The sequence below is a fragment of the Micromonospora sp. RTGN7 genome (assembly GCF_033804645.1).
Lineage (GTDB): Bacteria > Actinomycetota > Actinomycetes > Mycobacteriales > Micromonosporaceae > Micromonospora.
Window position 1 is genome coordinate 404,434 of record NZ_JAPZLF010000001.1, and the last position, 19,271, is coordinate 423,704.

10 protein-coding genes and 1 pseudogene are annotated in these 19,271 nt (G+C 71.4%); 6 read left to right on the plus strand and 5 right to left on the minus strand.

Going from position 1 to position 19,271, the window contains the following annotated elements; all coding sequences use genetic code 11:
* Nucleotides 1–47 precede the first annotated feature (47 nt).
* Complete coding sequence (locus tag SNR22_RS01740) at nt 48–1,043, plus strand: aldose epimerase family protein (protein ID WP_320064512.1); 996 nt, start codon at nt 48–50, stop codon at nt 1,041–1,043.
* Nucleotides 1,044–1,133: 90 nt separating this feature from the next.
* Here the strand turns inward: SNR22_RS01740 and SNR22_RS01745 are convergent, their stop codons facing one another.
* Complete coding sequence (locus SNR22_RS01745; RefSeq protein WP_320064514.1) at nt 1,134–2,111, minus strand: NAD(+) diphosphatase; 978 nt, start codon at nt 2,109–2,111, stop codon at nt 1,134–1,136.
* Between the two features lie 157 nt (nt 2,112–2,268).
* Between SNR22_RS01745 and SNR22_RS01750 the strand changes: the two genes are divergently transcribed.
* Nucleotides 2,269–3,852, plus strand: a complete 1,584-nt coding sequence (locus tag SNR22_RS01750) for a beta-1,3-glucanase family protein (RefSeq protein WP_320064516.1) — start codon at nt 2,269–2,271, stop codon at nt 3,850–3,852.
* 363 nt (nt 3,853–4,215) lie between these two features.
* A complete protein-coding gene (locus tag SNR22_RS01755) occupies nt 4,216–5,259 on the plus strand; it encodes an acyl-CoA desaturase (RefSeq protein ID WP_320064518.1) in 1,044 nt (347 codons plus the stop codon).
* 15 nt (nt 5,260–5,274) lie between these two features.
* Here the strand turns inward: SNR22_RS01755 and SNR22_RS01760 are convergent, their stop codons facing one another.
* The gene (locus SNR22_RS01760; RefSeq protein WP_320064519.1) at nt 5,275–5,760 is read right to left on the minus strand and encodes a hypothetical protein; all 486 of its coding nucleotides are present in this window, start codon (nt 5,758–5,760) and stop codon (nt 5,275–5,277) included.
* Nucleotides 5,761–6,467: 707 nt separating this feature from the next.
* Here SNR22_RS01760 and SNR22_RS01765 point away from each other — a divergent pair.
* The 3 genes and pseudogenes from SNR22_RS01765 to SNR22_RS01775 all read left to right on the plus strand — a co-directional run.
* A complete protein-coding gene (locus SNR22_RS01765) occupies nt 6,468–8,513 on the plus strand; it encodes a B12-binding domain-containing radical SAM protein (RefSeq protein WP_320064521.1) in 2,046 nt (681 codons plus the stop codon).
* Between the two features lie 151 nt (nt 8,514–8,664).
* Nucleotides 8,665–9,825 (plus strand): BtrH N-terminal domain-containing protein, encoded by a 1,161-nt coding sequence (locus SNR22_RS01770; protein ID WP_320064522.1) that lies wholly within the window; start codon nt 8,665–8,667, stop codon nt 9,823–9,825.
* A gap of 98 nt (nt 9,826–9,923) precedes the next feature.
* A pseudogene (locus SNR22_RS01775) lies at nt 9,924–10,820 on the plus strand (glycosyltransferase); the annotation flags it as partial.
* Between the two features lie 479 nt (nt 10,821–11,299).
* Here SNR22_RS01775 and SNR22_RS01780 read toward each other — a convergent pair.
* The 3 genes from SNR22_RS01780 to SNR22_RS01790 form a co-directional block, all read right to left on the minus strand.
* Nucleotides 11,300–12,385 carry a DUF3068 domain-containing protein gene (locus tag SNR22_RS01780; RefSeq protein ID WP_320064523.1) on the minus strand — a complete coding sequence of 362 codons (1,086 nt, stop codon included), beginning with the start codon at nt 12,383–12,385 and terminating at the stop codon, nt 11,300–11,302.
* A 108-nt stretch (nt 12,386–12,493) separates the two neighbouring features.
* Nucleotides 12,494–17,455: an alpha-(1->3)-arabinofuranosyltransferase family protein gene (locus SNR22_RS01785; protein ID WP_320064524.1), complete on the minus strand. Its 4,962-nt coding sequence runs from the start codon at nt 17,453–17,455 to the stop codon at nt 12,494–12,496.
* Complete coding sequence (locus tag SNR22_RS01790) at nt 17,452–19,173, minus strand: substrate-binding domain-containing protein (RefSeq protein ID WP_320064525.1); 1,722 nt, start codon at nt 19,171–19,173, stop codon at nt 17,452–17,454. Before SNR22_RS01790 ends, SNR22_RS01785 begins: the two co-directional genes overlap by 4 nt.
* Nucleotides 19,174–19,271: the final 98 nt, after the last annotated feature.

Consider the following 19,271-nt stretch of genomic DNA (forward strand, 5'->3'; position numbering starts at 1 on the left):
TCCCCCTGCCCTCACCGGCCACCAAGATTAAGACTATCTTCGGCCGCATGGATGTCCACCAGGAGTTGGTCGGTCACACCGGGGAGGACGCCACCGGGGCGAGCAGCCCCGTGGAGTCGTACACGTTGTCCACCGGGGATGGGCCGGCGGTCACGGTCTGGACCTACGGCGCCACGCTGGTCGAGGTGCTCGTCCCGGATCGGGCGGGGCTCCTCGGCAACGTCGTGCGACGGCTGCCCGACCTGGAGAGCTACCTGGACCGCGCGCGGAACCCGTACGTCGGGTCGACGGTCGGCCGGTACTGCCGGGGCGTCCGGGAGGCCCGCTTCGACCTCGACGGCGTCCGGTACGACCTGGACCGCAACGACGGGCGACACCACGTGCACGGTGGCTCCACCGGCTACGACCGCCGGGTCTTCACCGCCCGGGTCGAGGGGACCTCGGACGAGGTCGGCGTGGTGCTGCGGCTGGTCTCCGCCGACGGGGACCAGGGATATCCCGGGGAGGTGACGGTGGAGGTGGCGTACCGGCTGCACCGATCCGGCCGGCTCACCTTCGACTACCGGGCCACCACGACCGCGCCGACGATCATCGGCCTGACCAATCACGCGTACTGGAACCTCGCCGGCGGCGGGGTGGTGGACGGTCATCGGCTGGCCGTCAACGCCGGACGGTCCGTGGCGTTCGACGCCGACCTGCTGCCGGTGGCCGGGCCGCCGGTCGACATCGGCGGCGGCGACCTGGACTACCGGGTGCCCCGGACCATCGGCGACGCGGCCCTGGACAACTTCTTCGTCCTGGACGACCCGGCGTGGGCGGCGGAACTGGCCGATCCGTCCAGTGGGCGGCGGATGCGGGTGGTGACCGACCAGCCCGGCCTGGGCGTCTACTCGGCCGACGGGTTCTCCGCCCGACGGGGCGGCCTGTGTCTGGAGGCGGGGGCCTGGCCGGACGCCCCCAACCGGCCCGACTTCCCCTCGGTGCGGCTCGACCCGGGTGAGACCTACCGGCAGCGGACCGTGCACGACTTCGACGTCGACTGACCAAACGGCGGCCGGCGGGCCCACTGCCTGAGCAGCGACCTGGCGACGGCCGGCGCGGTCACTGCCTGAGCGACGACCGGGCGGCGGCGGTCAGTGCGCCCACTGCCTGAGCAGCGACCAGGCCAGCGACACCGGCGGCGGGAGTGCAAGTGCCGTTCCGTGGCCGCTCTCCACCGGGGCGCCGGCGAAGGCTGCGGTCAACTGCCGGCGGGTGAACCAGCCCGCGGCGGCGATCTCGACCGGGTCGATGCGCACCGGTTCCCGGGGATCGGCCAGCCCCTCGAAGGCGAGCATCAGGCAGCCCGGGAACGGCCATGGCTGGCTGCCGCGGTAGCTGGGTGAGCGCAACGTGACCCCGGCCTCCTCGGCGACCTCCCGCACGGCGGCCCGCTCCGGACTCTCCCCTGCCTCGACGAACCCGGCGACGCAGGAGAACTGCTGCCGGCCGTCGATGAGCGCGCCCGATGCCCGGTGCACGAGCAGGCAGCGCCCGTCCGGGCCGGCCACCCCGTCGTGCGCCAGGACGATGACCGCCGGATCGGTCCGTGGCCGCAGCAGGTCGTCGCCCGGCCCGGTCCTGGCCCACCCGCCCAGGGTGCCGGTCGTCGGTGCCCCGGTGACCGGTGAGTAGGGGCTGGCTGCGTGCCAGTTGGCCAGGGCCATCGCCAGGTTGAGCAGCTCCGCCTCGGCCGCCGGCAGGCGGTGCCCGATCTCCCGGATGCTCCGGGGGCGCGCGGCGGGCATGGCCGGCAGTGGCGCGAGCACCGCGAAGACGGGAACCCCGTCGGGGAGGACGCCGAGGAACAACCGCTCCCCGGCGGGCGCCCCGGCTGATCCGATCAGCGCCAGCCGCACCTCGGCCGGACCGGCGTCGGGGCCCTCCCGCACCAGGACCCGGCCACCGCCGGGTGCGTCGATGACCAGGGTGCGCGCCAGCGGCCAGGCCGCCTCGATCCAGGTCGGATCGTCGCGGCGATGCCGGCATCGGTCGAACTGCCCCGCCGGCGCCGGCCCGGCCCGGTCAAGGCCCGACGACAGCAGCTGCCCAGCTTCGCGGTCCGCCACCATGCGCGGAATCTACCCCGGGGTACGAACAGCGGAGCGCAGGGCCCCGGCGGGAGGGCGGGCGTGACGTGAACGGCCATCACATTGACAAACATTGTTAGCAGTCGGATTCTGAGAGAGCGCTCTCTCTGGCCGTTCCCCCTGTCCTTGAGGAGTCCTCGTGGGTTTCCGAAGAAAGCTGCTCTCCGCCATCACCGCCCTGATCGCCGCCGTCCCGGTGACGCTCGTCGCCTCCCCCGCCCAGGCCATCGGCCCCGCGCTGCTGCCCGTCACGGTCACCAACAGCACCGGCCGCGGTGACGCCGTCCACCTGTACGTGATCGGCATCCAGCTCTCCAGCGGCCGCCTCGGCTACGTCAACCAGGCCGGCACGTTCATCCCCTGGACCGGCGGGCAGATCCCGCCGTCGCCCGCACCGGACGTGTCGATCCCCGGCCCCGGCAACGGCGGCAACACGACGATCCGCTTCCCGCGCGGCTTCTCCGGCCGCGTCTACTTCTCGTTCGGCGAGAAGCTCAAGCTCTTCATCACCCCCGACGGGTTCGTGCAACCCGCGCCATGGGTGGCCGGCGACCCCAACCACAACATCCTGTTCGACTGGAGCGAGTTCACCTACAACGACGACGGGCTGTGGCTGAACAGTTCCCAGGTCGACATGTTCGCGGTGCCGCACGCGGTCACCGTCACCGGCGCCAACGGCGTCACCAAGCGGACCGGTGACGTCGTCAACAACGGCCGCAACACCATCATCGACGGCATCCGCTCGCAGGCCGGCTGGGCGAACACCGTACAGACCCGCTCCGACGGGACCGTGCTGCGCGCGCTGTCGCCGGGCAAGGCGGCCGGCGCCGGCCTGTTCAGCACCACCTACCTGGATTCCTACATCGCCTCGGCGTGGAACGCGTACACGACCAGAACGCTGACCGTGGTGCCCTTCGCCGACCAGCCGAACATCCGGTACTTCGGGCGGACGTCGGGCAACGTCATGACCTTCACCAACAGCGCCGGCCAGGCGGTCGCCTCCTTCAACCGGCCCTCCTCGGCGAGCGTCTGGGGCTGCGACGGCGACCTGCCCGCACCCAACGACCAGGTGGTCGGCCCGATCTCCCGCACGCTCTGCGCGGCACTCAACCGGGGCACGCTCGGCACCATCGACACGCAGCCCAGCACGAACGCCGCCGAGTTCTACCGGAACAACCCGGCGAACCACTACGGTCGGATCATCCACGCCAACATGAGCGACGGGAAGGCGTACGCCTTTGCCTTCGACGACGTCGGTGCCTTCGAGTCCCTGGTCCACGACGGCGACCCCCGCGCGGCCGGTCTGATCCTGAGCCCGTTCGGCACGGGCGGCGGCGGGTCGGGGACCGCGGTGCTGAGCAACTGGAACAACAAGTGCATCGACGTGCCGAGCGCCAACTTCGTCGACCGCGCCCCACTGCAGATGTGGACCTGCAACGGCACCAGCGCCCAGAAGTGGACGTTCACCGGCAACGCCCTGCAGAGCCAGAACAACAAGTGCATGGACGTGGACGGCGGAGCGACCGGAAACGGCGCGGTGGTCCAGCTCTACACCTGCAACGGCAGTGGCGCGCAGCAGTTCACCCTGAACGCGGCCGGTGAACTGGTCAACCTCCAGGCCAACAAGTGCCTGGACATCAAGGAGTGGAACAGCGGCGACGGCGCGCGGCTCCACCTCTGGGACTGCGCGGGCACCGCGAACCAGAAGTGGCGCAAGGGCTGACCGACCGCAGATCGAACCGTGGGGCGGGTCGGCGCACGTCGCGGGCCCGCCCCACCCGGTGCCCGCCCCGGTGCGGCGGACGGAGCGGACGGGCCGAGACAAGATCGACGGTGGCGGTCACCCCCACACGCCGGGGCGTACTCCTGATCGACGTCATTGCCGGCGCAAAGGCGAAAACTCGCATCTGGCCCCCGTGATGTGGGGCATGACCGACACTGAGGGCGAGCCGGCACCAACGGTCAGGACCGGATCCCGGCAGGAGGACTCATCGTGACGGCACCGTCGACGGGCCGGCCGATCGGGGCCTTCCCGCGCAGCCGGCGCGGGCGCGAGATGCCGACGCCGGAGGCGAGGGAGGAACCCATGAGCGATGCGAGCGTGCAGACCGGGCGTCAGCGCGGCAGCCAGTACGCCGACCTGTCCCGCCTCGTCCGCGCGGCGGGTCTTCTGGAGCGGCGACCCGGGTACTACGTGGCGCGCATCGGCGTCCTCGCCGGCTGCTACGTCGGGGCGTGGACGCTGTTCGCACTGCTCGGCGAGTCGTGGTGGCAACTGGGCGTCGCGGCGGTCCTGGCGGTGATCTTCGCACAGGCCGGGTTCATCGGCCACGACGCCGGCCACCGTCAGATCTTCCGCTCCCGCCGCGCCAGCGACCTGGTCGGTCTCGTCCACGGCAACCTTCTGGTCGGCATCAGTTTCGGGTGGTGGGTGGACAAGCACAACCGGCACCACGCCCACCCGAACAGCGAGGGCCACGACCCGGACATCACGGTGAGGCCGCTGTCGTTCACCCCCAGCCAGGCGCGTCAGCAGCGGGGACTCGCCGCGCTGATGGTCCGCCACCAGGCGTACCTCTTCTTTCCGCTACTCCTTCTTGAGGGCCTGCACCTGCACGTCAGCAGCGTCCGGGCGGTCGTCCGACCGGGCCGGGTCAGGCAGCGCCGCGCCGAGGCGGCGTTGCTGATCATGCACGCCTGCGGGTACCTCGGTGCGGTGCTGCTCGTCCTGAGCCCGGGTCAGGCCGTCGCGTTCGTGCTCGTCAACCAGGGCCTGCTCGGCCTCTACCTGGGGGCGTCGTTCGCCCCCAACCACAAGGGGATGCCGATCCTCGCCGCCGACGACCAGCTCGACTACCTGCGGCGGCAGGTCATCACCTCCCGCAACGTGCGCGGCAACCCGTTCATCGACTGGGTGCTCGGCGGCCTCAACTACCAGATCGAACACCACCTGTTCCCGAGCATGCCGCGGCCCCACCTGCGCCGCGCCCAGCCACTGGTGCGGCGCTTCTGCGCCGAGCACCGCATCCCGTATCACGAGACGACCCTGGCGCGTTCCTGGGCGCAGGTGCTGGGCCACCTGCGGTCGGTCGGTGCCGACGTGGACTCCCGCGACGTCGTCGGGCGCTGACCCGGACGAACCCGGTCAGGGCGAGGTGGGGAGCATGGCGATCAGCGCGAAGCCACCGCAGCAGAACACTCCGAGCACGCCCAGCATGACGAGCAGGATGCTGTAGTTCGACCACAGGCCGAACTTCGTCACGTCGGTGCCGTGCCCGTCGTAGACGCGGTTGCGCCAGCCGCCGAAGCGGAACGACAGGTGGTGCAGGGCCCCGGGGTGGGCGACGAGCGCGGTGGTCATGATGGGGATGCCGAAGATGTCGGTGTAGCGGATGTCGTGCGGCCCGGCCGGGACGGCCACATACCAGGTGCCCTCGCCGGGAATCGGCACCGCCTGCCTGTCGACCTTGAACCTGCTGGAGGTCGGGGCGGGCACGAGGTACGGCCCGCGGTTCACCGAGACCGCCAGCACCGCGTAGCCCGGGGGCGCCGGGATCGGGTGGGGGTAGGCGATCAGCGGCGTGACGGCGCTGGGCATAGGCGGGTACGACGGGTGAGGGGGATACGACACCGCCACATCCTGACACGGCCCCCACCCCCGGGCCGGACCGCCGAAGGTCACGAGGCGGTCACCGATCAGCCGTGCGACGCCCGGCCCGTCCGCCCTCGCTGCACCGTTCGCGACGGCGGCATCTCACACCGTCATGACCCCCTACCTGGATACCCCACCTCGGCGAATTCGGGGCCCGCGACGGGTCGTGCCCGGACCATAGATCGCGTAGCGTCGAACCCGCCTCAGCAAGATCGCTACGCCGACCGGCGTTCCACAGGAAGGAAGAGGCGTGTAGGTATCCCCTGATCAACCTCCTCCTGAGTCCCGTCGCCGGCCCGAGTGCAGCCGGTTGCGACTCGGTAGCACCGGGGTGCTTCCGATGAGGGCTCGATCCGGGTGGAACGCTCGGTGTCGCATCTCCTCACCCCACGTCGTCGCACCCGGCGTAGCGACGGTCGTCGTGCGCTTCGCACCACGATGGGCCGACGCTGTCCGGCGGAACACCGTCGACGCTCACGCCGGTCCACGGCGGCGCACTCTGGTCCTTCATTCCTAATCGAGCGACCGTCTCGGGCGCCGCATGTGCCGGCGTACGAGTCGACGGTCAATCATGCCGAGAGGGCAGGCACAACATGATGGTCATCGACGAGCAGCCCGGACAAAACTTCATTCCTGTCGAGAGCCTCAGTGCTCGCACCCTCGGGCGTGGCGCCCGGGTAGCCACGATGAGCCGACCGCTCGTCGTCTTCCTGGCACACCTGCACAGCACGACCGGGAAGAACCTGCGCGTGACAGTTCCACTCGGGATGACCTACGTGCACTCGTATCTGCGAGCGCGGTTCGGCGACGCCATCCAGATTCGGCAACTCGCCACCACGCAGGAGATCGATAAGGCGCTGAACGAGCAGGTGCCCGACATCTTCGCGTTCGGCAACTACTCGTGGAACACCGCGCTGACCAACGCGGTGGTCGGCGTCGTGAAGCAGCGGCATCCCGGAGTCGTCATCGCGGTGGCCGGGCCGAACATCCCCACGGAGAAACCCATCGCGGAGGCCGGTCTGCGGAGGAACCGGGCCGCCGACTTCTACATCTCCCGCGAGGGTGAGCATCCGCTCGCCAACCTCGTCGAAGCCTGCCTGAGCGTGGCGAACCCCAGCGACGTCAGGGGGACGGTGGTGGGCGGCTGCTACTCGCTGACCGATGAGGGGCTGATCCTCCAGGGTGACCCGCTGGACCGGGTGGGGGTCCTGGAGGAGATTCCGTCGCCGTACCTGACCGGCCTCTGTGACGGCTTCCTGACGAATCCCGAGTACATCCCGCTGCTCCAGACGTCGCGGGGTTGCCCGTACCGGTGCACGTTCTGCGTGGCGGGTCACGACTGGTGGTCCAAGTTGCGGGCGTTCGATGTGGAGCGCGTCAAGGAGGAAATCGACTACATCCAGGCGCGGACGTCGAACCCTCTGCTGCGCATCGCCGACGAGAACTTCGGGATCCTCCCCCGCGACGTCGAGATCGCCGAGCACATCCGGAAGGTCAAGGACAGGTTCTCCTACCCTTCCGTGGTGCAGGTCTACACCGACAAGCATCTGACCAGGAACGTCAAGCAGGTGACCCTGCTCATGCAGGACCTGATCCCGCTCAACATCAGCTTCCAGTCGCTGGACAAGCAGGTCCTGAAGAACATCAAGCGGGTCAACGTCAAGGACACCGCGATCGAGGAGGCCGCGGCCTTCGCGCGGGAGCACGGCCTGGTGCTCTCCACCGAGCTGATCTTCGGACTTCCCGGGGAGACGATCGCGTCCTTCACGAACTCCCTGGACAAGGTGCTCGACTACCGCTTCGACAACGTCGTCATCTACGCGCTCAACATCCTCGACCAGGCCGAGATGGCCTTCGCGGAGTACCGCGAGAAGTTCGGCCTCAAGACCCGCTTCGCCCTCTCCGAGAACGGTTACTCCGCGTACGACACCGTGCAGACCTTCGAGATGGACGAACTCGTGGTCGCGACCTCGACGATCCCGGAGCAGGAGTACCTCGGGTTCTTCAAGTTCATCTTCTTCTTCAACTTCGCCCTGTTCTACGGCTGGCTGCGGGAACTGGTCTTCTTCTTCGAGACCAACGGTGTCCGGGCGACGTCGGTGATCCGCTCGATGCTGGCCGATCCCGAGCAGTGCCCGACCCTGGCCGAGTTCGCCGGCCGGTTCCTCACCGGCCACCGGGCGATGATGCGCGACACCCGCGAGGAGGTCGCCGAGCTCATCCGCGACCTGGCCGAGCGCCAGCCGGAGCAGGTCACCGACAACCAGTTCGGGGCGATGCGCTACCAGTACGCGGTCTTCAGTGACCTGTTCACCGAGGGCCGGTTCGCCGAGGTCGTCCGCGAGTTCGCGCAGAGCGGGCTGCGGCTCCACCGCGACCTGTCCGGCGAGGAGCCGTCGGAGGCGTTCCTGGCGCAACTGGACGTGATCACCCAGTTGCAGGTCCAGTCCTTCATCCCGCTGCACGAGCCCGTGCCCGAAACCGTGATCCTCGAGTCCGGTTACGACCTGGTCGCGTGGAAGGACGCCAACTTCCGGCAGCCGCTCGCCGACTTCGTCCTCGACGGACCGACGAAGTTCTCCCTGCGGATCGAGGGCTACCAGCACCACGAGCGGCTCTGGGACTCCCGGAGCCGCGACGACATCCGACGCATCTACCTGCGCAGCTTCGCCAGCACCAACGCGAACCGGCGCCGGCACCTCGAACACTGCGAGGCGGCCCTGCCGGCCTGAACAGGGCGGGCCACACCCGGCAGACGGCGGTCAGGTGTCCTCCCCCGACGAGGGCACCTGACCGCCGGACACCTGACCGCCAGACAACCGGAGCCGGATGCCGGACGAGCGGATGAGCGGGTGCGACACGACCGCCGCTGTGGGGGGACACATGAACGAGATCGACCTGGACGGCTTCACCCACTCCCACCTGCCACTGATGTACGACCGGGACGGGCTGCACTGCTTCTGGGTGCCCCGGGCGCTCGCCGCGTCCCGGTGGGGCAGGGAGCGACACGACGCCTTCTACGTGCACTTCCAGCTCTGGGTCCACTACAACCACGGGTGGGATCGCTACGACGTCGGTGACCGCTGGCGGGGCGCCGACAGCGCGACGGGGTGGGACACCGGAATGGGCGCCGAGGTGGACGCGGTGCAGGACCGCATCTTCCGGGCGCACCTGGGACTGCGTCTCGACACGTTCAGCTCCGGCGACGAGAACGTGGTGGAGACCCTCGCCGGGCTCCTGCGCGAGGACCACGTCCCGCTACTTCCCCTGGACATGGGTGAGCTGCCGTCGTGCCGCGCCTACTACGACGGCCAGCACTCGGGGCATGTCACGGTGGTGACCGGCTACCGCAAGCAGCGCGAGATGTTCACCGTGCTGGACGGGCTGCATCTGGAATCGCTGACGAACGCCAGGCTGTTCCACGTCGACTCGACCGGTGGCCCGGCGCCGCTCGATCCCTGGGAGACCCCCTTGCGGTTCGCGGTGCCGTTCGAACCGACGGTCACCTTTCGGCAGGTTTTCGGTGACATCTGCACGACGGCCTACGTGCCGAGCGCACACCTCGTCCGCGCGCACGCGGCCTGGGCGGATCACGGCGTTCCCTACCTGGTCGGGCAGGTCCTGACCGTCTCGGCCGGACCGACGCCGACGACCGCCACCGCCGTGGTCCGCGACGCCGCAACCGCGCTCGCCGACGTGGCCGACGCGGTTCTCGCCGGCGACGAACCGGTACGGGCAAAGGCCGAGTTCCTGGCCGGGGCCGCGCCGGATTCGGCGTGGCGGCAGTTCGGATACGTGGACAGCCAGCACATCCTGGGTGCCGCGGCGCGGCTGATCCTGTACCGGGCCGGAGCCGGTCCCGCCGACGCGGCGGCCTGCCAGCTCGCCGCGGCAGCCGCGGCGGACCGGTGGCGCGTGCTCGTGGAGCGGGCGCTCGCCGGCGGCGGCACGCTCGATGACGGGCTCGCGCAGACCTACGACGACGCTCTGGCGGCCGAACGGGCGTGGGCAACGGCGGTCCGACGGGCGACACCGCGCGGTTAGCCGGGTTGGACCCAAGGAACCGTTCGTCGCGCCGCCGACACGCAACCACTGATCACCGCACACCGTCGTGCGATGGCGGATCGGAATATGGAGAACTGGTGGAACTGGACAAGATCACAATTCCGGAGCTCACGCTCTGTCTCATCGCCAGGGATGAGGCCGCGTTTCTCCCGAGGTGCCTCGCGCAGGCCGCTCCCTTCTGCGGCGACATCGTCGTCGTGGACACCGGGTCGGGCGACGGCTCCCAGGACATCGCGCGTGCCCACACCGACACGTTCATCCAGACGACGATGGACGGCGGCTACTCCGCCGCGCGGAACCTGGCGCTGGAGCAGGTGAAGACGCCCTGGGTGTTGTTCCTCGACGCGGACGAGGAGTTTCCCTCCACCGAGTGGCCCCGGATCGCCGCTCTCCTCGCGCAGGCGCCCGACGACCATCTCGCGTACACCGTCCTTCGCTTCAACCTCACGGCCGTGGGCGCGATCTGGGTCGACCGCCCCGTCCGACTCTTCCGGAGCCACCCGGACATCCGGTACCGGCGGCTCGTGGGTGAGTCGGTGGAGGATGCGGTGCAGGACATGGGGGGCGTCATCGCGTCCTCGGGTCTCGTCCTCAACCATCCCGGCAACGTCCGGCCGGTCGCGGACCGCACCGCCAAGCTGCGGCGCTACCTCGACCTCACCGAGAAGCAGATCGCCGACTACCCCGACCTCGGCCTGTGGCCCGCCTACGCCGGATTCCTGAACCGCGTCCTCGGTAACTTCGACGAGGCGGTCGAGTGGAGTTCCCAGGCCGTCGCGTCGGATCCGTCGGCACCGCGGGTGTGGGCCTACCACGGCCATGTGCTCCGTGCCGCGGATCGCCCGCAGGATGCCCTCGCGGCGTTCCAGACGGCATCCGAGCTGGCCCCGGAGGACTCCATCTTCCTCAACATGGTCGGCGTCATGCACCTCATGCTCAACGAGCTGGACGAGGCCGAAGCGGCCTTCAACGGGGCGCTCGCGTTGGAACCCCACCTGCTGAACGCCGAGATCAACCGCGGGCTGATCCGCCAGGCCAGGGAGGAGTACGAGGCCGCCGCCGAGATCCTGCGCGGGGTCGCTCGACGCAACAGCGGCCTTCTCCTTCAGGACTGGCGCGGGCGCGTCGAGATCGACCACTTCACATATCTGTTCAACGAGACGGTGCCGCACTTCGCCGGCCTCGCCTATCACCTCGCCTACTGCGAGTTCATGGCGGCGTCCTCCCGCACCGAGGTCCGGTACCCGGTGGACGGGCGTGGCGCCCGCGACAGGTCGGGCGTCGGCCGGCAGCCGGCCGATCCCCCCGCATCCCACCGTCGGCGGCCGGGGCGACCCCGCCGCCGCCCCCCCCCCCCCCCGGCCGGGCCCCCCGCCGCCCCGGTTTCGGCCCCCCGGGGGGGGCCGCCCCCCCGGGGCGGGCACCTCAGGTCGCATGCGTCGAGCTGGTCGCCCTACCTGTCGGACTTCTGCTGTCGGTCGAACTCGGCCGTCGGCGCGTCGCGTCCAGGCTCGGCGGCCCCCGCCGAAGCCGTGCCGGCGTGGCGGCCGGAGCGGGGCTCCGGGACGCTGCCGCCGACCGTCGCCGCGCGGGGACGGCGCAGTGCCATGAGGAGACCGACGATCACCAGTACCAGGCCGATGACCAGGAGTGCGAGCGGACCCCACAGCTTGACCGTCTGGAGCAGTTGCCGGTTGGAGCCCGCCGTGTCGGCGCTCTTCGCGATCGTCTCGTCGGTGTAGGTGAAGACCGCGTCGAGGATGACGGTCTCCTGCCCGTTGTCGCCGACGAGCTTCTTGCTCTGAGTCTCCTGCACCTTGATGAACTGGCCGGTGGTCGGCTCCACCCACACGGTGCGGGTGTTGCTGTAGCTGATCTTGCCGGTGGTGGCACCGGGCACCAGTTGGCCCACCAGGAGCTGCAGGCGGTCGGCCGGCAACTCCTGCGTCGCGTTGCGGATCTCCTGGGTGAACTGGTAGGTCTCCAGCCCGTTGATCTGCTCGGTCTTGATGAAGCGTGCCGGCTGGGTGGTGTTGATGTCCCGGTCGAAGATCTCGTAGGTCTTCTGCTCGGTGCCGAACGGGAACTTGTAGATCTGACCCGAGTAGTTGACGCTCTGCCGGTCGTTGCCGGTGTCAATCCACTGCTTGTCCCAGCGCTGGGCGGCGCCGGTCTTCCGGTCGAGCGCCAGCGACGTGCTGTAGGCGCTGATCAGGGCCTTGGTGTCGGTGCGGACGACCTCCTGCCCGACCAGCCAGACGACGGCGTCGCCGTCGAGCGGGCCGTCCAGCTTGGCGGTCTCCGTGGTGTCCGGCGTGACGGTGACGGTCGAACGCAGGGTGGCCTGGTTCACCTCCGCCTTGCCGTTGGTGATCTGCAGGAAGCGGGCGTTGGGTGCCTCGGCGACGGACTGTGTGCCATCCAGGTCGTACGGCAGGCGGTCCACCTGGGGTGCCACGACGAACGCGAGACCGCCGGCGAAGACCAACGCGAGGACACCGACGCCGAACAGCGCGGCGCCGATGACGCGAGACCTCATAGTGCCTCCACGTATTGAGGGACGGGTAGTTCGGCAGGCGGACTGCTTGCCGGCTGCCAGAGGTTACTACCGAGTTACATCCGGAAGCGACCCCTGCGCGGCATCTTCCTACGCTCGATCGTCGGGTTCCGCCGTTTTCCGGAGCACCATGGTGAAGTTCCAGGTGAGAGTCTCCCGTAGCGCCGGGACCCGGGCCACCCACCGCGCCCACCCCGGGTGGTACCGGGGCAGCACGTCAACGATCTCGATGGCGCCGGCACGCCGGGCCGCCCTGGCCCACCGCATCGCCCGCGCGGCGCTGACCGGGAACAGGCTGTGCCCGAACCGGTTCTTCGGCTCTCGGCCGGTTCGGCGCAGGTAGCGCCGCCGGGCCCGCTCGCCACCCAGGAAATGCCACGGCGAGGTTTCGTGGCCGCCCCACGGGGAGAGCCACGGGGTGAACGACACGAACACGGTGCCGCCGGGGCGGGTCACCCGGACCATCTCGTCCAACATCGCCTCGGGTTCGGCGACGTGTTCGAGCACATTGGACGAATAGCAGACCTCCACCCCACCGGACCGTACGGGCAGCGCGGTCCCGCTGCCCCGCAGCATCCCCGACACCGCGGCACCGGCTGCGGCGAAGTCACCGACGGCTGGGTCCAGGCCGATGTAATCCGCGCCGGCTGCCCGGAACTCGGTGGCGAAGTAGCCGGGGCCGCCACCCACGTCGAGGACCCGCGCGCCGGCGAGGTCCACGTAGGACCGAAGCTGGCGTACCGAGTCCTCGGCGAGCAGCGAGTAGAACCGGTCGGGGTCGGACTGTTCGTGCAGGAAGCCGCGGAACAGCGCGACCGACCGACCGAGCGTCGCCCGGTACCGCTTCTCGTCCGCCGGCACGGGTGACGGCCGCTTCTCGTCCGCCGGCACGGGTGACGGCGTCGGCGTCGGCTCGGTGTCGGTCCTGGGATCGGCCTCGGGCGGGCGACGGACGGCCGGCACCACGGTTGCCGCCACGGCGCACACCGCCGCGAGCATCGTTGCCTGCACGGCGGCACCGTACACCCATTCCTGTCCGTGCCCCAGCAGGCGGCCCAGGACGGCCACCGCGATGCCGCCGGCACCGGTGACGAAGGCAATCCCCGGCAGTGCACCCGGCCGTAGCAGGCGCACCAGCATGGCGGCGAGCAGCAGCACGGCCGCGGCCACGCCGCCGAGGGCGACCGTGAGCGCCATCAGCGGCAGCACGATCCACCACCCGCCGGTACCCGAGGGCCGCTCCGTCGCCGGGCCCTCGACCGGTCGGCGACGCCGAGCCGGCACGAGCGCGGCGAGTCCGACGACGAGCACGGCGGCAGCACCCGCCGCCAGCCCGATCCGGTAGGGCCGGTCCGGGGTGAAGCGCAGCGTCACGGTGCCGCCGCTGCCGGCCGGCACCTCGAACGCCTGCTGCCATCCGTCGACCCGTTCGGCCCGCAGCCGCTGGCCGCCCAGCGTGGCGGTCCAGCCGGCGTTGGAGTTCTCCGTCACGACGAGCAGCGCCGCCTCGCCCGCGCCGATCGTGACCGTCCGTTCGGTGGCGCTCCACCGGTCGACCTCCACGGCGCGCGACCGGGTCGGAGCCCGGGTGGCACCGTCCGGCACGAGCGCCGCCGAGTCCACGACGAACGCGGTCGACGGCACCGTGCGCAGGCGGTGTTCACCCGCGGGGAGTTGCACCCCCTCGCTGGCGAAGTCGTCGCACACGGTCACCGCCAGCGACCGGCCGGCGCGCAGGTCGGCCAGGGTGCCGGAGACCGAGGTCGGGTACCCGACGCCGTCGAGCGTCACCGTCGGCCCGTTGCCGCACGGCACCGCCACCGGGGTATCGGCACCGGCCGGCCGCAGGAGGTCGGCGAGCGCGGGAACCTCGACCTCGGCGACGCCGACCGGCGCCGGCCACGTGTTGCCGCGCGAGTCGGCCACCGTGCCGTCGAACGCGGTCACCGCGATGTCCAGTCGATTGGTGGTCAGCGCCGGGAAGCGGATCCAGCCGTCCGCGTCGACCGGCGCGGTGGTCGACCGGGACGCTGTGCGCAGCACGACCTGCCGCGGTCGGGCGGAGACCGGCGTCGTCGGCGCGACCAGTCGTACCCGGTCGATCTTCCGACGCTGCTCCCACCGCAGACGCAGCGTCGGCAGGTCGTCGACCGGTTCCGCGAGCCATGCCGTGGCCGGATCGCCGTCCACCGCCGCGTCGGCGCCGACCGCGACGTCCCCGGCGAGCACCGACGACGCCGAGGCGGTCACCGGGCGCTTCACCGGCATCGACCCGTCCGGGCGCGGTCGCGCGGTCAGGCGCAGCGTGTACGTCGCGTCCACCGGCGTCGCGAAGAACCGGTCCACACCCAGCGGCTCCTCGCCCGACCGGGCCAGGAACTGGTCGCAGCGGAGTCCGTCCGGGCCGGGGAAGCAGGCACCGCGCTCCTGCGGGGCGCGACTGAACGCGTACGCCGGCGCCGGCCCCCCGCTCAGGTCCGCCGGCGCGCGCAGCCCACGCTGGGCCGTCAGCCCGGCAATGCCGAGCTCGCGCAGCGCCACCGCGCCGCCGCCGAAGCCCTCGCGGAGGGCGAGCACCGTCACCCGTACGGTCGTGGTCAGGCCGGGGAGCGTCTCGAGTCGGTGCGGTCCGGGAGTGTCGGGCAGCGCCCGGTCGACCGCGCCCTGGTCGGTGTTGACCCGCACCAGCCCGACCGGGAGCGCCGCCCGCAGGTCGTCGGAGAAGTCCACGGTGACCTCGGTGACCCGGCGCGGCGTATCGAGGGTGACCTCCAGCCACTGACCCGGCGCGGGTTCGAACGGGTCGGAGCGCCAGGCGGTGGCCGGGTCGCCGTCGAGCGCGGCGAAGGGGAGGTAGGACGGCTCGGTGCCGCCGACGGAGTCGGCGAAGCTGGCGCCGCTGGACGCGTCCACCGATCGGATGCCCTGGTACGCGGCGACGGTCTGATGCCCGGCGGCGTCGAACGGGAGCAGGTCGCTGCGAATCCGCCCCTGCCGGGTCGCCTCGTCGGCGGTCAGGGTGTGGCTGATGTTGTCGCGCATCCGGCCCACGTTCAGCTCGCGCCGGCGCAGCCCGTCGGTGACGATCCGCGGACCGGCCGCGTCGGCCGGTTCCGCGTCGCCGGTCAGCAGCACCGGCTGCCGCGGGTCGAGCAGCCCCTGTTCGAGCACTCCGAGCAGCGACTCAGGTCCGCCGCTGACCATCGGCACGTCGGCGCGGGCCGACGCCGACACGGTGGGCACCACGCGGTCGACCTCGAAGATCTCGATCGCCGGTACGGACTCCGCCGCGTCGACGGGGCTGCGCTGCGGATCGTCGACGCCCACCGCCGGACCGAACGACGCGGCCGGTCGCAGCCCCGGGGAGCCCGCGATCGCCTGCCGGATGACCGCGATCGGCGGGGCACCGCTGGCCGCCCGGTCGACATCGTGGCGGACCAGCAGGTAGCGGTAGCCGGAGCGGGCGAGGAAGTCGGCGAGCGCCGGTGAGCCACGGCCCTGCGCCAGGACCGCCTCGACGGTGTCCATCACCCGGATGTTGCCCTCGGAGCCGAGCGGGATCTGGTGCCGGGTCGCCCAGGGGGCGCCGGTCAGCGGCTGAATGGGCTCGTCCACCGTCCGGCCCCAGGTGTGCTGTGCGAACCCGGACCCGGGGACGACCAGCGTGCGGGCCTGCGAATCCTGTGCGGCGAGCCAGCCGGCCGCCTGCCGCCAGTGTGCGGGCAGGTCGGTCCAGCCCGGACCCGGCCGCAGCATGAGCAACCACGCGGGCGCGGACGCGACGAGCAGCAGGGCCGCCACGACCGGTGCCGCGGGGATCCGTACCCGGCGTCGGGCGAGGAGGCGGCTGGCCGCGTGGGCGAGGCCGAGCAGCAGCGGCAGCCGTAGCACCGGCTCGAACTTGTGCACGTTGCGCAGCGGCGCGAGCGGCCCGTCGAGCAGGTCGCGGACGAACGGGGCGAGCGGGCTGTCCAGCGCGCCGAGGTAGCCGGTGGTCAGCAGGGTCAGCCCGGTCAGCACGCCGAAGACGAGAAAGCGGCGCTCGGGCAGGCCACGCAGTGCGAGCCCCACCAGGCCGACCAGGGCGACCAGCGCGGTCGCGGCCATCAGGACGGGGTTGTCGATGAGCACCCAGCCGGCCGGCCACCAGGGTTCGCCCTGCACGACGTAGCCGACCCACTGGTTGGTGCCGCGTACGGCCTGGAAGAGCGAGGTCACCGCGGTGGTCGTCGCCGACGACTCGATGTAGTCCAGGAACGGCAGGCTGTACTGCCCGAAGAGCAGCAGCGGCGCGATCCACCAGAGGGTCGCGCCCGCCACGAAGACGCACCACCAGGCGGCGAGTACGGCCAGTTGCCGGTCCCAGCGCCGGGTCGCCAGCCAGAGTGCGGGCAGCACCAGCGCCATCACGGTGGCGGCGGCGTTGATCCCGCCCATGAAGAGCACGGCGAGCCCGGAGAGGGCCGCCGCGCGCCGGGCCGAGCCGATGCGGCGCACCGCCACCAATGGCAGCAGCACCCACGGCAGCACGACCACGGGCAGCATCTCCGCGGAGAGCGGGCCGATCTCGGTCAGCATCCGGGGCGCGAGCGCGTAGGCGAGCCCGGCCAGCAGCCGCCCGGGCTCCGCGCCGATCCGCAGCGCCCGGGCGAGCAGCACCACGCCGAGGTATCCGGCGCAGAGCAGGAGCGCGCTCCAGGCTCGCTGGGTCACCCACGGGGGCAGGCCGAGCAGGTCGCCGACGGCGAAGAACGGGCCCATCGGGAAGAGATAGCCGTACGCCTGCTGTTGGAGTTCCCCCGAGGCCGCCTCCGGGTTCCACAGGTGCAGCGCCCGGGCCATGAACCCGATCGGGTCGACGGCCAGGTCCAGCTTGGTGTCGAAGGTGGTCCGGCCGGGGCGCTGCAGCACGGCGACGACCACGAGGAGGAGCGCGCCCGCCCAGGTGGCGAGACGTCGTCGGCGATGGTTCACCCCGTCGGGGCGGCCGGCCGCGCCCGCCGGCCGGGCGGCGGGCAGCCCGGAAACCCGGTCCCGCGTGCTGGCCGTCATCGGCGGCACTTCGGCGGCAGGCAGCTGAACTCGGCCAGCGCGGAGTAGAAGATCTGCTGGATGCCGGAGGGGCGTGGGGTCAGCGCGACCCGTCCGCCGGTGGCCCGGGCGATCTGTTTGAGCTCGTCCGGGTCGATCTCCGGGCCGACGCCGATGAACAGGATCGGCACCGGACGGCGCTTGTCGCGCAGCCCGGCCAGCTCGTCCAGCAGCTTCGCGCGGGTGATCCCGCTGGCGTTGTCGTCCTTGCCGTCGGTCAGGACCAGCACCATGTTGATCCGTCCGACGGTCCAGTTCCGGGTCGCGTCGCGGTACGCGGCGAGCGTGGTGTCGTAGAGCCCGGTCGCGCCGTTCGGCTTGACCCGTACCCGGTCGAGTGCTTTCACGATCTCCTCACGGCGCGGGCCGACCGGCCCTACCGGTATCACCTCGCGGTAGTCACGCTCGCCGTCGAGGTCGGTGGAGAACTCCCAGACGCCGAGTTCGGTGGTGCCCAGGAGCAGTTCCGCGCCGCCCTGGGCGGCCTTGATCATGGCGGAGAGCCGGGTCTCGGTCGATCCCGGCAGCTGAGCGGCCATCGATCCGGAGACGTCCAGGACCGCGAGCATCCGGGCGCTGATGTGCACCCCGCCCCACGCGTTGATCAGCGCGGTCGCGTCCGCCTCGGCGGGTAGGGACGCCGGCGGGTACTCCCCGCTGCGGATTCCGCTGCCGGCGGGGATGTCGGCGGGTGGCCCGCCGCTCGGGGTGCGCAGGCCGTGACCGGCCAACGCCGCCGCGCCCTCGGCGGCGAGCATTCCGCGCAGGAAGGCGGCGGCACCCTCGCGCCCCGCGCCGGAGGCGAGGATCGCGTACGGGTAGTCCGGGCCGGGTACGGGCTCCGGCGGGTAGACGGCGACCTGACGCGTACCGCTGTCAGCGGCGGCCAGGAGGACCGCATGTTCGGTGCTGACGACCGCGGATTCGGCCGCACCGGGGCCGGTGGGTGCGAGGGCCGTACCGGGGAACGGCGCCGTGTGGGCCGCCAGCCGACGCATGATTGCCGCCGCCCCGGCCGCGCCCTTGGACGGTTGGGCGGAGTCGGCGAGCGCCCGGACGCCCACCAGCGCGCCGAAGCCCAGTGGGCTGGCGGTCGGGTCGGGCAGCACGACGGTCAGCGGTGGTCGTTCGGCGGCGACCAGCCTGGTCCAACCGAGGTCGCGGTCGCGCCTCAGCCGCGCGTTCGACCGCTCGTCGAGCGACAGCACGACCGGGGTGCTCGCCACGGAGACGCCCTCCGCCGGCACCTGGAACGCGCCGGCGGCGCGGGCACGGCGCAGCCACAGCGTCGACTCCGGCAACCAGGCGTCCGGGGGTGCGGTGGGAGTCGCGGTGGTAGCCGTGGCTGCGGGCGGCGGAGACGTCGCCGTGCCGGTCTGCGCACCGCCGGTCGCCGGAGAGGTGAGGTCGCGCAGCACGTCCGCGGACTCGCGCGCCTGCACCACCACGTCTAGGCAGCGTTCCCGGGCGGACAGGTCGCGCGCGACCTGTCGGGCGGGCGGTTCGACGCTCGGCGCTACCGCGATCCGCAGCTCGGTCCGTTGCTTACACGGCGGCTCACTCCGGGTCCGCTCCAGGTAGCTGGTCGCGCCCCAACCGCCGAGCACCGCGACCAGCGCACCGCTCAGTAGCAGGACCGGCCAGAACTCCGGCCGGGTCCGCAGGCCGCCGTTCGCCACGCATCCTCCTCAGTGACGTCACCGTTGCGGAACTCTGCAGAGCGCCCTAGTGTGACGCAACCGCGAACCGTACTCGTAAGTAGGGGTGGATGAGTAGG